Source organism: Corynebacterium sp. LaCa54, assembly GCF_046717495.1.
Classification (GTDB): Bacteria; Actinomycetota; Actinomycetes; order Mycobacteriales; family Mycobacteriaceae; genus Corynebacterium; species Corynebacterium kefirresidentii.
In genome coordinates this window covers 93549-106482 of the sequence record NZ_CP177115.1, presented here as the reverse complement: position 1 = coordinate 106482, position 12934 = coordinate 93549, and the positions used below count along the sequence as shown (strand labels likewise).

Genomic DNA, 12934 nt, shown 5'->3' with positions numbered 1-12934 from the left:
CTTATGAGCAGGACGGGGGATTGGGCAGCGCTCGGTTGAGAGTAGTGACGTTAACTGCGTCTTCGCCTAGGAACCCGAGGCTGGCATGCTCCGTGTTGTCTTCGATGAGGCGTCGCACTTCTTCGGTGCTCATCCCCTGCTCTCGTGCGACACGCGGAGCCTGTAGTTCAGCGTACGCAGGGCTAATGCCAGAGTCGACACCAGAGCCGGAACCGGTTACCGCATCGGTGGGAACATCTTCTGGAGCGGCGCCTTCGCGCTTGGCGATGTCCCCGCGCCGCTCCTGCACGGCTTTTTCTAGCTCGGAGCTACTAGCGCCGTAATTGCTCATGCCTTCGGAACGGGGGAAGAAGTACGGGCCTTCGGTCTGGCCATCTTGCAGCTGGGTCGAGCCAGCTAGGCACTCACCTTGGTAAATGAGATTGCCCTCGGCGGAGTCCGGCTTGATGCGGGAGATTCCCCACACGGCAGCAGGATAAATCATTCCCAGTGCGATAACGCACAATAGTACGGCTACGAATCCAGCGGCGAGGTTACGAAAATAGACACGCATTTTTTGATCCTTCTTTTTCTACATGCCTGGAAGCAGGTTGACTACCTGGTCAATGAGCCAGATACCTAGGAATGGGGTGATCACGCCGCCCAGTCCCCAAATGCCCAGGTTACGGCGGAGCAGGGACGAAGCAGAGGCCGGCTTATAGGCCACGCCCTTGAGCGCCAATGGAATAAGAGCAACGATGATGAGCGCATTGAATACCACTGCAGACACAATGGCGGATTGCGGCGAGTGCAGGTGCATCACGTTGAGGCGCTCGAGGTGCGGAAGCTGGGTAGAAAACAGGGCCGGCAAGATGGCGAAGTACTTCGCTAAGTCATTAGCCAAAGAGAAGGTGGTAAGCGCCCCACGGGTGATGAGCAACTGCTTGCCAATGCGCACGACATCGATAAGCTTGGTCGGATCAGAATCCAAGTCCACCATATTGGCGGCTTCCTTCGCTGCAGAGGTACCAGTATTCATGGCCACGCCCACGTCCGCCTGCGCCAGCGCCGGTGCATCGTTAGTACCGTCACCGGTCATAGCAACCATGCGGCCGTGCGCCTGTTCCTCGCGGATCCTGGCCAGCTTGTCTTCTGGGGTGGCCTCCGCGATGTAATCATCGACGCCTGCCTCTTTCGCAATGGCCGCTGCCGTCAACGGGTTATCGCCGGTCACCATGATGGTTTTGATGCCCATCTGGCGCAGTTCGGCGAAGCGCTCCGCCATGCCCGGCTTGACGACGTCACTGAGCTGCACCACCGCAATAACCCTGCGGGTGCCGTCGGATTCTTCCACAGCAACGGGCAGCGGGGTTCCACCACCTTCTGCAATCTGGGTCACGGAGTCTTCAATTTCTTGCGGCCAGTCGCCACCCGCCTCAGTTACCCACCGGCGCACAGCATCACCGGCACCCTTACGTAGTTTTCGGCCTTTGAGATCAAGCCCAGACATGCGGGTAGAAGCGCTAAATGGAATGACCTCGGCGGTCTTTTCTTCCTCTCCTGCTGCGGCAGAAAGGTGGTAATTTTCGGTCAACCACGACACGATGGAGCGACCCTCTGGGGTCTCATCGGCAACCGAAGCAACGCGGGCTATCTCCGCAGCTTCCTGCTCATCGACACCGCGCGCAACGATCAGCCCGGTGGCCTGCCGGTTGCCATAGGTGATGGTGCCGGTTTTATCCATGAGTAGGGTCGCTACGTCGCCCGCCGCCTCCACCGCTCGTCCGGACGTAGCCAGAACATTGTGGTGCACGAGGCGGTTCATTCCCGCGATTCCCACCGCGGATAGCAGGGCAGCGATGGTGGTTGGGATGAGGCAGACCAACAGGGCCACCAGCGAGAGCGGGGAGAGCTCCGCGCCGGTAAACAGCCCCATTGGGGCCAGTGCGGTAACCGCAATGAGGAAGAGAATAGTCAGGGTAGACAGGAGGATACTCAGCGCGATCTCATTCGGGGTCTTGCGGCGCTCCGCTCCCTCCACCAAGGCAATCATCGTATCGACGAAGGTAGATCCCGGCTCCGAGGTGATCTGTACCAGGATGGAATCAGACAAGACCACGGTACCGCCGGTCACAGCACAGCGATCTCCACCGGCCTCGCGAACCACGGGAGCAGACTCGCCGGTAATGGCAGATTCATCGACGGTTGCCGCGCCTTCAATGACGTCGCCGTCGCCCGGGATAGTCTCTCCGGCCTCCACGCGCACGATAGCGCCCTTGGTGAGCTCAGAAGCGGCAATAACCTCGATGCCGCCATCGGTGACCAGGTTAGCGGTGGCGTCATCGCGCACGGCGCGCAAGCTATCCGCTTGGGCTTTACCGCGGCCTTCGGCATATGCCTCAGCGAACGCGGCGAACGCAATGGTAAACCATAACCATACGGTCACCACCCAGCCATAAACGCTGGGGCTAAAGATGGACCACAGGGTAGTCAGCGCGGCGCCTACCCACACCACGAACATGACGGGGTTGCGGGCTTGGGCGAGCGGGGACATCTTGTGCGGCAACGATTTCAACGCTGCCGCAGCCAACCCACTGTTTTTGGTGGCAGAGCGCTGGGGAGTGCGTTGCTCAGTGGTCATAGTTGGTGTTGTCATGAGAGTGCCTCCGAAATGGGACCCAAGGTAAGAACGGGGAAGAAGGTAAGGGCGGCGACCAACACAATGACGCCGATGGTAAGCAGCGCGAAGGTCACGCCGGACGTCGGCAAGCTGCCGGCGGTAGTGGCCTGCCGGCGTTGACCGGCTAGGCTGCCCGCCAAGTACAGGGTGAAAACGATGGGGAGGAAGCGGCCCAGCAGCATGGCGATACCGAGGGTGACTTGCCACCAGGGCTCGGTTACCGTCAGGCCCGCGAAGGCCGAGCCGTTATTATTCGAGGCCGAGGTAAAGGCATAAAGCACCTCGGAGAGACCGTGCGCGTTATCCGGGGTTCCAGGAGCGCCGTAGTTGGTCGCCGAAAGCTCCACCAGCTTGCGCTGAGCCACCGATGCGCCCACGCCTACCAGGACGAGGACCGGCATGGTGAGGATGTACAGGCTCACCGCGGAGATTTCCTTGCGGCCGACCTTATTGCCCATGAACTCCGGTGTGCGCCCAACGAGCAGGCCGCCGATAAATACGGCGAGGATTGCCACCATCAGCAGACCGTAGAGACCCGTGCCCACGCCGCCTGGTGCAATTTCGCCCAGGAGCATATTGAGGATCAACAAGCCGCCACCCAATGGTGAGTAGCTATCGTGCATCGAATCGACCGCACCGGTAGAAGTGCCCGTGGTAGACACCGCAAAGAGTGCCGAAGCGTCAATACCTAGGCGCTGTTCGATGCCCTCCAAGTTGCCGCCAGCTGCCTGTGCTGCCGCACCGGTGGTAGTGTGCTGTGCCCATACCACCAAGGCAACCATAACGGTCCAAATGCCGCCGATGACGCCAAGCAGGGTCCAGGCATGCTTCTGCGATTTCAGCATTACCCCATAGGCACGGATAAAGCAGAAAGAGATAACCAGCAAAGAAAAGATTTCCACGAGGTTGGTAAAACCAGTGGGGTTCTCAAAAGGGTGCGCCGAGTTGGCGCCGAAGATGCCACCACCATTGGTTCCCAGCAGTTTAATTGCCTCCTGGCTAGCTACCGGAGCGCGCGGAATATCCACGCCCGCGGAGCTCACCAGGTTGGACCCGAAGGTTTGCATGGTTCCGCCCAAGATGAGGACGAAGGAAATCAATAGAGAAAGCGGCAAAAGAATGCGCACCAAACCGCGGGTGAGGTCAACCCAGAAATTTCCGATGAGGTGCTGTCCGCTCTCAGAGCCCAGCTTGTCACGGCTATATCCCAAGTGACCGATACCGCGAATGAGCGCAACCGCCACACACATGCCAACAGCCGCGGAGGCGAAGTTCTGGACGGTCAGGCCAAGCATCTGCGCACCATTGCTCAGGGTTTCTTCGCCCGAATAGGACTGCCAGTTGGTATTGGACACGAATGACGCCGCGGTATTAAACGCCATCCACGGTTCCACCGCTTCGGAGCGGGAATTGCCAAAGCTAGGCACAACGGTTTGTAGGCGCTGCACCGCGTAAAGAACGAGTACGGATGCCAAGCTGAAACCAAGCAATGCACGGCTGTAATTCTTGCTGTTATGCCCGCGGTTTGGGTCAACGCGCAGGACCTTATACACCGCACGCTCTATCGCCCAGTCCTTGTCAGAGGTGTAGCTGCGTGCGATCCAGTTGCCCAAAGGAACATATGCCGCCGCGAGCAAGACGACGAGGGCGAGGAACTGCGGTAACACCGCCCCAATGCCGGCGATCATGCGAAACGCTCCGGATCAACTAAGGAAATGATGAGGTAGGTCACCAAGGCCACAACAATGATGAGGCCAATGACCGCTGTAATGGTGTTCATGGTTATGCATCACCGTCCAGAAGCTCGTTGAGGACGGAGGGACAGCCAACCGTCAGGATGGCTATCAGGATTGCCACGATGTCTAACATGTGGGAAACCCCCTTGTGCGAGTGAAACTTTCCTATGCCTGACAGGTATGCCTGCCAGGTGCCGGTACCAAGGCAGCACCTGCTACGCACAAACGTTAGGACCACACCCCCGCTGCCCTAGGCAATCTTTGCGCTATCTTTACGCCTCCCGCTCGCAATTTTTATATCTTCTTTACACCCCTTTTGCGCCACCTTTTCTTCAGGCCACGAACCGCCCCTTATCCACAACGAAGGCCCGCCGACAGCACATCGGCGGGCCTTCTCCCCATGACTAATCTCTCGGTACCCAAGGAGGGAATGGAGCGCACCCTCCTGCAAGCACCGCCCGTGATTAGGCAAGCCTAAGTTTATAAACCTTTCGTAGGATGGTCAAGGGTTTGCCCATAAATTTCTTAACTCCTGACAAAAACACAGTTAACCTGCAATAACGAGTACAATCCGGAACCATGGCTGAGTTGAAATCCACTATCTCCGAACAACTCCGCAAATTCTGGCGTGCCAGCGAGAAGGAATTGACCGATTCCCCGCGTCGCGGTGTCGCCTCCCCTGCCGAAGCCACGGCACTGCGCGAGGAGGTCGCGGCCGAGATTGCGGACCTCATCAAAGCGCAGAAGATAAAGACCAGCCCCGGCGATACCGCCCTCGACGCCGATGCCGCCGCTACCCTCCCGCTAGGTGCACGCATGAAGCCACGTGGGATCTTCGAAGATGACTGGGGTGCACGTCCTACCGCACAGCGCCCCTGGCCGGTCATCCTCATCCACGGCACCTGCGATACCAAGGGCGTATGGCAAATCCTCGGCAATGAACTGCGCCAAGACGGCTGGGCGGTCTTCGCCCCTGACTACGGCCGTCGCGCCACCCAACCCCTTGCAGAATCCGCCGAGCAACTCGATGCTTATATCCGCACCGTGCGCATGGCCACCGGCGCGGACAAGGTCATCCTCATCGGCCACTCGCAGGGCGGGCTGCTTGCCCGCTATTGGATGCGCATGATTGGCGGCGCCGAGCATGTCCTCCATCTGATGTGCATCAGCGCGCCAAACCACGGAACTACTTACGGCGGCATCGTCAGCCGCCTCATTCGCACCCCACGCCAAGAGGCGGTTATGCGCTCCGTCATCGATGGCTGGTTTGGGCCGGCGGGAATGGACCAAATTGTCGGCAGCGAAGCGTTACGCGAGGCCAATCGCGATGGCGACTTGGAATCCGGCGTGAGCTATACCTGCATTGCCACGCGGTCTGATGCCGTCGTGGTCCCCCCCGAGACCTGCTTCCTCGACCCCCGCGGCGTCGCAGAGGGCACCGTGCGAAATATTTATGTCCAAGACTTCGACCGCCGAGCAGTGGTCATGCACGAGGATATGCCCATGGATAAGCGCGTCCACGCCATCGTGCGCACCATCTTGGAATTAGTAGAGACCATTCCACGCTAGTTAGAGCTCCAGCTCATCAAGAACCGCGTCAAAGGCTGGGCCCACCTGCGTGCGCCACAGCGTATCCACTTTCTGATCACCTCGGCCAGGCCCGCCATTGATGACGGCCACGCGCTTGCCCTGTTTCTTTGCCTCCAGTACAAAGCGATACCCACTCATCACCGCAAGAGAGGACCCAGCCACCAGCAGCGAGCGGGCCTGGCCTAACACGGCAAAGGCGGCATCGCGGCGCTCAGCCGGCACGGGCTCGCCAAAGTAGACGACGTCTGGTTTCAATAATTCCGATCCACACCGCTCGCATCCGGCCATGCGAAACGCCGCCACGTCGGATTCATCCAGGGTCACGTCACCATCCGGATTCACTTGGTCTGCCTCCACCACTAGGCGCTCCAAGTACCCCGGATTTGCTGCGGCCAAACGCGCATCGAAATGCGTCCGCGCCTCCCGATATCCGCACATCAGGCACACGACGGTTTCCATATCGCCATGCAGCGTCACCAAGTTCGCGGTCCCGGCCTGTTTATGCAGGCCGTCCACATTCTGGGTAACCACGCCATTAATCAGCCCGGCGCGCTCCAGTTCCACGAGCGCGTAGTGCGTGCGATTCGGCGCCGCGGAATCCATGACTCGCCACCCCACAAAGCTGCGGGCCCAATACCTATGGCTCGCGGCCGGGTCGTGGCGAAATTCCTGATAGGTCATCGGCCGGTGCCTACTCAGCGAGCCGCGCGGCCCTCGATAATCCGGCACGCCCGACTCCGTCGACACCCCAGCCCCCATTAGCACCATCACTGGGCCCTCGCGCAGCTGCTTGACGACGTCCCCTAAAGCCCTCCCTGGCTCCGTATGCGGCGCCGATTCCTCTACCACTCGGGCGATCGAGCGCAGCGCGGACTGGTGCGCAAGGGAGACGGCTGGATCCATGCTCCCGATGCTAGCTTTCGGGCAAGTGCTCTACGTATAGCCACTCCGAATCCAGCTCCCCGTGGCGCGAGCACTTGGTATGCCAGCCATCGGGGCGTACCTGGGCCACCATGCGGCGACCACAGATTTGGCAGTAGCGCGGCACATCGAGTCCAGCTGCGGCTGCAGGGTGCAGCGTAAAGACTTCCTCGATCGGCTTGCCGGTATTCGGATGGAAAATCGGCTCATCCCCAGCCAGGACGGCAGCGGCCAATTCGGAAGTCGGCGCGGATAAACCAGCCACTACAGGGCCTTAATCGGCAGATCGATGCGGTTCAACATGTCCACATCCTTTTCAATCTGCTGGCCCAGGGTGGTCAGGTAGTTACCGGCAATGATGGCGTTGATGCCGCCGAGCAGGCCGCGCTCCGTGCCGTCGTCGCCAAGCGAAAGCTCGCGGCCGCCGGCAAAGCGCAAGGTGGTAGACGGCATAGCCAAGCGGAATGCCGCCACGGCGCGCAGGCCCTCACCCAGTGGAACCAGCGGGCGATCCGCAAATGGGGTGCCCGGGCGCGGATCCAGGAAGTTCATCGGCACCTCGCAGGGATCAATTTCTGCCAGCTGCGCGGCGAACTCGGCGCGCTGTTCCAAAGACTCGCCCATGCCGATGATGCCGCCGCAGCAAACCTCCATGCCTACCTCGCGCACATAGTCGAGGGTCTGCTTGCGCTCCTCCCAAGTGTGGGTGGTGACCACATTGGGGAAGAAGGAACGGGATGTCTCCAGGTTGTGGTTATAACGCTGCGCGCCCATGTCCTTTAGGCGCTGCGCCTGCTCGCGGGTCAGGGTGCCCAGGGAGCAGGAAATCTCGATATCGACGGCGTCATTAATCGCTGCAATCGCCTCGCCTACCTGGTCCAGCAAGCGATCATCCGGGGACTTCACCGCAGCGACGATGCAGAACTCAGTAGCACCGGTCTTGGCGGTCTTCTGCGCTGCCTCCACCAACTCCGGGATGTTGAGGCGCACGGCGCGCACTGGGGACTCGAAGAGGCCGGACTGAGAACAGAAGTGGCAATCTTCTGGGCAGCCGCCAGTTTTAATGGAGATAATGCCTTCCACCGATACGTCTGGACCACACCACTTCAGGCGGGTCTGGTGGGCGATATCGGCGATTTCCTCCAATTGGGAATCCGGAACCTGTAGTACTTGCAGCAGTTCTTCCTGGTTGAGGCCTTTGCCTTGCTCCAGTGCTTTTTCGCGGGCGATGTCAATAATGCTCATAGTGTGAACCATACTTGAACAGCGTTCAGCTTTGGTTAAAATCACATAAAATTTTTCCCAGCGTTAGGCTCGATAGCATGACGCTTTATGATGACACCCTCTCCCTCCTCCAAGAACTTATCCGCAATGCCTGCGTAAACGACCTCACGCCGGACTCCGGTCACGAGGTACGCAATGCGGATAGTTTAGAAAAATTCTTCGCGGGCGAAGACGTGCAGATTGAGCGCTTCGAGTCCCACCCAGGCCGCGTTTCCATCGTCGTGACCGTCCCCGGCGATCCGGACAAAGAACCGCTCACCCTCATGGGGCATACAGACGTCGTCCCCGTCGACGAACCTAAATGGACCAAGCCTCCCTTCGAGGCGCTCATCGAGGACGGCAAGCTCTACGGCCGCGGTTCCGTAGACATGCTATTTATTACCGCCACCATGGCCGCCGTCACGCGCGAGGTCGCCCGCACCGGCAATACGGGCGGCACCCTTGCCTTCGTCGGCATGGCCGATGAAGAGGCCCGCGGCGGTCTCGGCGTGCGCTTTATGTCCGAAAACCACCCCGATGCTTTTTCCTGGAAGAACTGCTTATCTGAAACCGGCGGCAGCCACCTGCCCGGCGCGGTGGGTTTCAACGTGGGTGAAAAGGGCGCCGGCCAGCGCCGCCTGCACGTACATGGCGATGCCGGCCATGGCTCCACCCCTTATGGCAAGGACTTTGCCATCGTAAAGATCGGTGAGGTGGCCCGCCGCATCGCCGCCGCTGAGCCGCCCACGGCTTCCAATGAGATCTGGGAGGGCTTCGTGCGCACCTTCAAATTTGACCCCCAGACCGAGCAGGAGCTTATCGACGGCACCGGTGACTACTCCAAGTTCGGCAACCTCGCCGCCTACGCGCATGCCTTTAGCCATACCACCATCGCCGAGACCGTCCTGCGCGCCGGCGGCGCCATTAACGTGCTGCCTTCACATGCCTACCTGGAAATGGATGTGCGCCCCTTCCCCGGCCAGACCCAAGAGGATCTAGATGACTTCCTGCGCAGCGCGCTTGGAGACATGGCCGATGAGGTAGAAATCGAACACCTCATTACTGAAGATGCCACGCAATCCTCCACCGATACCGAGCTGTGGCGCGCCATTGAGTCCACCTCCAAGGAATTCTTCCCCGATAAAGACGTCGTCCCAGTTCACGCCACCGGCGGCTCGGATCTGCGCTTTGCTCGGCGCAAGGGTGGCAATGCCTATGGCTTTGCCATGCACGCCGAGGGCCGCGATATGGCCAGCGCCAATTCGCAGCTGCACAGCCACGACGAGCACCTTTACTTGGAGGACCTCGAACTCACCGTGCGCGCTTACCGCAGCTTGGTCAATCGCTTCCTTGGCCTGTCACAGGCATAACAAGTGTGGCAAGATGTCTGGCATGAGCTTTGCACGTAAGTCCGCGCTGCTATCTGCAGCTACCGCCCTGACCGTAACCCTCGCCGCCCCTGCCGCTGCCCATGCCGACGCCGTTGATAACCTTCTAGCCAAGATGCCCGCCGGCCAGATTTCCTGCTCCCAGGCGAAGCAGTACTGGACCAACTCCGCTGACTACAACCAGAAAAAGTCCCAGGCCCTCGCCGTTGCCACCGTGCACCCACGCGGCAACGAGGTTCGCGACGCCATCGGCCGCATGGACGAGGCTATTGCCCGCTGCGGCCTAAACGGCACTACTGGCCAGGGCAAGCCGGTCAACACTGGCGGCCAGCGCGGCAATGCTCCCGCACCAAAGCCGGCTCCGGCTCCGTCCCCGGCGCCAGCCAAGAACGCCAAGGTCATCGAGCTGGGCACCATCCCTGGCCAGCCGACTGTCGACGTCCCGTTCTTGGGCCAGACCTTCCGCATCCCGGATGCGGCCAAGATTGCCCAAAACGCTGTATCCCAATTCCAGCTGCCGCAGATTCCGCAAATCCAGCAGCTACAGCAACTGTCTTCTTTCTAGCGGTCTAGCTGAAAATAGATCCCGGCATGCGCGCTGCAGCCGGGATTAAATTTATGCCCACAGTGGGGACAGGCAGGCACGGCGGCATAAGCGTGGTAGTTCATCTCGGTGCGGCAGGCGCCGCAGAGGACTGAGGGGGCGTCGGCAAGCATGGGACCAAACTCATGGTCAGTGAGTTCGGCGTGGCACAACGCGCAAGCAAAATACTTCCCGCAGGTGGCGCACTTATTGGCCACCACGTCCAACGGGGAATGCCAATGCTTGCACCGGCCTTCCGCATCAATCGCGCCGTGAATCTTCATGGCCGTCAGCATACGCGCCACCCTGTTGCCACTGCTGCTTCTTTTCTTCAGACTTTTTGGCATTGCGCACTGCCTGAATGCCCACCACGATGGCAATGATGATCGGCACCCACACCTTGCTGTAGTCCATTAAGAATACGAGCCAATCGGGCAGGTCTATGTCAATATTAAGGTCGATATTTGGCACGGGCAGCTCAATCTGCGGCAACTCCGGCACCGGGAGCGCGATATCCGGCAGGTCGATATCCGGCAGCTCCCAATCCGGCAATAACCGAGACAAGATGCGGCTAATGATCGGACCAAGCACGATCACGCCAATGGCCCAGCCGGACTTTCCCAAGCCGCCCAGGAGCGGATACAACACCCGCTTAAAGGAGCTTTCCTCCATGGCCTTGCGGCGCTTTTCTCCCAGTGAGCCGACCGGTGGATCGAGGGCAACTGCCTCCTCGCCATTGCGGTAGTAGACGTCTAGAAGCTCGCCAAAAGGAGAGGCTTGGATATCCAGATAAGGTTTGCTGCGCGAGGCGGAGTTCTCGAGCAGGGTGAGGTCTTTTTCAATCTTCTTCTTAAGCGAATACCGGCCCGCACGCGGCCGATCGTGGCGGCTACGTACCTCCCCGTTCACCACAATCTGCAGGCGCGGGCTGGGATTCTTCCGCCAGAGCCGGAGGCGTTCCGGCAGGGTTGCATCGCCTGGAACCGGGGTGAAGTCCTTCGCTTTCTTAGGCCACTGGCCCATCTCCGCGAATTCGGCATCGTATCCGCGCTGCACCTCAATGGTGCCCACCTCGGGGTGCTCTAGGCGCCAGGTCTCCATTAGCTCTTCCCTGCCTTGGAGCCCACCACGGCACCCAGCTTGCTCGCAGCCCATGCCAGAAAGACAAACACTGGGAGGTAAATCCACGTTCCCTCATTGAAATACAGGGACATGGCGGCAAAATAGGCCAGCCCAGCCACACAGAAGATGGTCCAGGAGGCGCGGAAAGTGGCGCCGTCGACAAGAGCAATGATCACCGTCAGCACGGCCATAAGGATGAGCAGGATAAGTCCGGAAACAAGGTGGTAGACAGCGGGCGGCAGGCCAACGAAGACCGCGATCATGGCGATGGGCGCCCACCATTGCCACCAGACGCGGCTGGGCTCGTCTTTCGTTTCCGCTTCTTCCTCTAATTCCTCAAACACGCACCCAACCTATCACAGGCCTTGGCAGAGCTTATGGGGGAGAATTCCTCCCTATGGCCGGCTTAATCCTCCCCGCGGAGGATACCGCGATGAGCAGGGCATACTTAGCGTTGAGTACATGAAAAGCACACCACTCATCCTCGCGGCGGGCGTGGTATTTGGCACCATCTATGGCACCAATGCACTCCTGCCAGATATATACGACAACCCCACCTCTGAGGTGCAGGCCGGCCAGGCGCGCATCCCCGGATTATCCTGCACGGAAGAAGATGGCTCCACCACTGCCGAGCCGCGCTGGGACTGTGACGGCACCCAGATCCGCGCTAAAGAAGTCGGCGTACAGGACAAAGACCAAGCCACCCGCCGGTACCTCCGGGCAATGAGGGAAGGTACGGCCATGCCGGAAGGAGACATCGACCGCGACGGGGATAAGCGCACGCTTAGCGATGGCGGCCTCGTAGCCATCAGCATTGAGGGCGATGGCCCCACCACGTTCCTCTCCTTGCACGGACCGCGCGCTGCAGAACTTGCCCAGGAGGTAGAAAAGGCATGAAGAATCTGTACTGGCTATCTATCGCTTTCGGCCTGGTAGTTTCCGGCTTTTTCTTTGTTGATCGCCGTTTTACCGAGGTGGGGCTCATCGGTGCGCTCATCTGCGCTGGCTTGACGCTTGGACTGGGATTCTGGTGGTTTAGGCCGCGGCCGATGTGGCAGGGCATCCTATGGGGTGCGCTCACCCACCTATACGCGGCCTTCTACTCGCCGCTTCCGGAAGAAACCATCAAGCTCCTCGGCGTCGTTATTATTATTGCGGCTTTTGGAAGCGTGAAGCATCCCTACCAAGCCGCCGCGATCGGCATGGCGGTAGGCCTTGGTTTTGATGCCATGGAAAATGTGCCGTTCATCCTCAACGCGGCCATCGATGACTTGGACGGCGACCTCTGGGGCGTCATCATTACCGGTATCGGACGATTCTTCACTGGCGCCTTTAGCCATGCGCTGTATACGGGGGTTGCGGCATGGGGCGTCGGCAAGCTCTATGCGGGGGTACGCCACGGATACTGGCAGGTGGCCGGATTCTGGCTGGCCGCCATCGCCCTGCATACCCTATTCAATGCCTCGACCATCATTGCGGGTGATTGGCCGGTGACCATTCTCCTTATCGCCCTCATCACGTGGACACTGGTTATTTGGGGCCTGCGTTTCATACGCAAGCAAGATAGGAGATATGCGGCACAAAGAAGCGAAATTACTCTGCCCACCAAGGATCCAGAATATAGCTGTTAAGCTGCGAAAATACGAAGGAAAAGGCTCGTGTCCGAGGGGTG

Annotated in this window: 15 protein-coding genes; 5 read left to right on the top strand and 10 right to left on the bottom strand. The window is 59.8% G+C overall.

The genetic code is table 11. From position 1 onward, the window contains the following. Nucleotide 1: 1 nt before the first annotated feature. The 4 genes from ACLI1M_RS00540 to kdpF are packed head-to-tail and all read right to left on the bottom strand — an operon-like array spanning nucleotide 2 to nucleotide 4439. Nucleotides 2-553: a potassium-transporting ATPase subunit C gene (locus ACLI1M_RS00540; RefSeq protein ID WP_248099329.1), complete on the bottom strand. Its 552-nt coding sequence runs from the start codon at nucleotides 551-553 to the stop codon at nucleotides 2-4. Between the two features lie 18 nt (nucleotides 554-571). Then, on the bottom strand, nucleotides 572-2635 hold the full coding sequence (gene kdpB / locus ACLI1M_RS00535) for a potassium-transporting ATPase subunit KdpB (RefSeq protein ID WP_248099330.1): 2064 nt from the start codon (nucleotides 2633-2635) through the stop codon (nucleotides 572-574). Beyond that, the gene (gene kdpA, locus ACLI1M_RS00530; protein WP_248099331.1) at nucleotides 2632-4347 is read right to left on the bottom strand and encodes a potassium-transporting ATPase subunit KdpA; all 1716 of its coding nucleotides are present in this window, start codon (nucleotides 4345-4347) and stop codon (nucleotides 2632-2634) included. Before kdpA ends, kdpB begins: the two co-directional genes overlap by 4 nt. Next, nucleotides 4344-4439 (bottom strand): K(+)-transporting ATPase subunit F, encoded by a 96-nt coding sequence (kdpF, locus tag ACLI1M_RS00525; protein ID WP_086589010.1) that lies wholly within the window; start codon nucleotides 4437-4439, stop codon nucleotides 4344-4346. The genes kdpA and kdpF overlap by 4 nt, the downstream gene beginning before the upstream one ends. Before the next feature lie 535 nt (nucleotides 4440-4974). On the opposite strand from kdpF, the gene ACLI1M_RS00520 reads away from it, so the two are divergent. Next, complete coding sequence (locus ACLI1M_RS00520; protein ID WP_248099332.1) at nucleotides 4975-5964, top strand: lipase family alpha/beta hydrolase; 990 nt, start codon at nucleotides 4975-4977, stop codon at nucleotides 5962-5964. On the opposite strand, the gene ACLI1M_RS00515 is transcribed toward ACLI1M_RS00520, so the two are convergent. From ACLI1M_RS00515 to bioB, 3 genes are read right to left on the bottom strand one after another with little or no spacing between them, the layout of a single operon-like run. After that, on the bottom strand, nucleotides 5965-6888 hold the full coding sequence (locus ACLI1M_RS00515; RefSeq protein ID WP_411706608.1) for a Sir2 family NAD-dependent protein deacetylase: 924 nt from the start codon (nucleotides 6886-6888) through the stop codon (nucleotides 5965-5967). 10 nt (nucleotides 6889-6898) lie between these two features. Next, the gene (locus ACLI1M_RS00510) at nucleotides 6899-7171 is read right to left on the bottom strand and encodes a hypothetical protein (RefSeq protein WP_239206204.1); all 273 of its coding nucleotides are present in this window, start codon (nucleotides 7169-7171) and stop codon (nucleotides 6899-6901) included. Beyond that, the gene (gene bioB / locus ACLI1M_RS00505; protein ID WP_034655643.1) at nucleotides 7171-8151 is read right to left on the bottom strand and encodes a biotin synthase BioB; all 981 of its coding nucleotides are present in this window, start codon (nucleotides 8149-8151) and stop codon (nucleotides 7171-7173) included. Before bioB ends, ACLI1M_RS00510 begins: the two co-directional genes overlap by 1 nt. A gap of 77 nt (nucleotides 8152-8228) precedes the next feature. Between bioB and ACLI1M_RS00500 the strand changes: the two genes are divergently transcribed. Both ACLI1M_RS00500 and ACLI1M_RS00495 read left to right on the top strand, forming a co-directional pair. Then, nucleotides 8229-9539: a M20/M25/M40 family metallo-hydrolase gene (locus ACLI1M_RS00500; RefSeq protein WP_200288430.1), complete on the top strand. Its 1311-nt coding sequence runs from the start codon at nucleotides 8229-8231 to the stop codon at nucleotides 9537-9539. A 22-nt stretch (nucleotides 9540-9561) separates the two neighbouring features. After that, nucleotides 9562-10122: a hypothetical protein gene (locus tag ACLI1M_RS00495; RefSeq protein ID WP_248099333.1), complete on the top strand. Its 561-nt coding sequence runs from the start codon at nucleotides 9562-9564 to the stop codon at nucleotides 10120-10122. Here the strand turns inward: ACLI1M_RS00495 and ACLI1M_RS00490 are convergent. The 3 genes from ACLI1M_RS00490 to ACLI1M_RS00480 are packed head-to-tail and all read right to left on the bottom strand — an operon-like array spanning nucleotide 10119 to nucleotide 11606. Then, nucleotides 10119-10424, bottom strand: a complete 306-nt coding sequence (locus ACLI1M_RS00490) for a CHY zinc finger protein (RefSeq protein WP_248099335.1) — start codon at nucleotides 10422-10424, stop codon at nucleotides 10119-10121. The genes ACLI1M_RS00495 and ACLI1M_RS00490 overlap by 4 nt on opposite strands. Beyond that, on the bottom strand, nucleotides 10402-11241 hold the full coding sequence (locus ACLI1M_RS00485; RefSeq protein WP_248099336.1) for a hypothetical protein: 840 nt from the start codon (nucleotides 11239-11241) through the stop codon (nucleotides 10402-10404). The genes ACLI1M_RS00490 and ACLI1M_RS00485 overlap by 23 nt, the downstream gene beginning before the upstream one ends. Then, nucleotides 11241-11606, bottom strand: a complete 366-nt coding sequence (locus ACLI1M_RS00480) for a heme transporter (RefSeq protein ID WP_248099337.1) — start codon at nucleotides 11604-11606, stop codon at nucleotides 11241-11243. Before ACLI1M_RS00480 ends, ACLI1M_RS00485 begins: the two co-directional genes overlap by 1 nt. A gap of 118 nt (nucleotides 11607-11724) precedes the next feature. Between ACLI1M_RS00480 and ACLI1M_RS00475 the strand changes: the two genes are divergently transcribed. Together ACLI1M_RS00475 and ACLI1M_RS00470 are read left to right on the top strand one after the other, a co-directional pair. After that, complete coding sequence (locus ACLI1M_RS00475; RefSeq protein WP_248099339.1) at nucleotides 11725-12159, top strand: hypothetical protein; 435 nt, start codon at nucleotides 11725-11727, stop codon at nucleotides 12157-12159. After that, nucleotides 12156-12893 (top strand): PrsW family glutamic-type intramembrane protease, encoded by a 738-nt coding sequence (locus ACLI1M_RS00470; RefSeq protein WP_411706607.1) that lies wholly within the window; start codon nucleotides 12156-12158, stop codon nucleotides 12891-12893. Before ACLI1M_RS00475 ends, ACLI1M_RS00470 begins: the two co-directional genes overlap by 4 nt. Nucleotides 12894-12934: the final 41 nt, after the last annotated feature.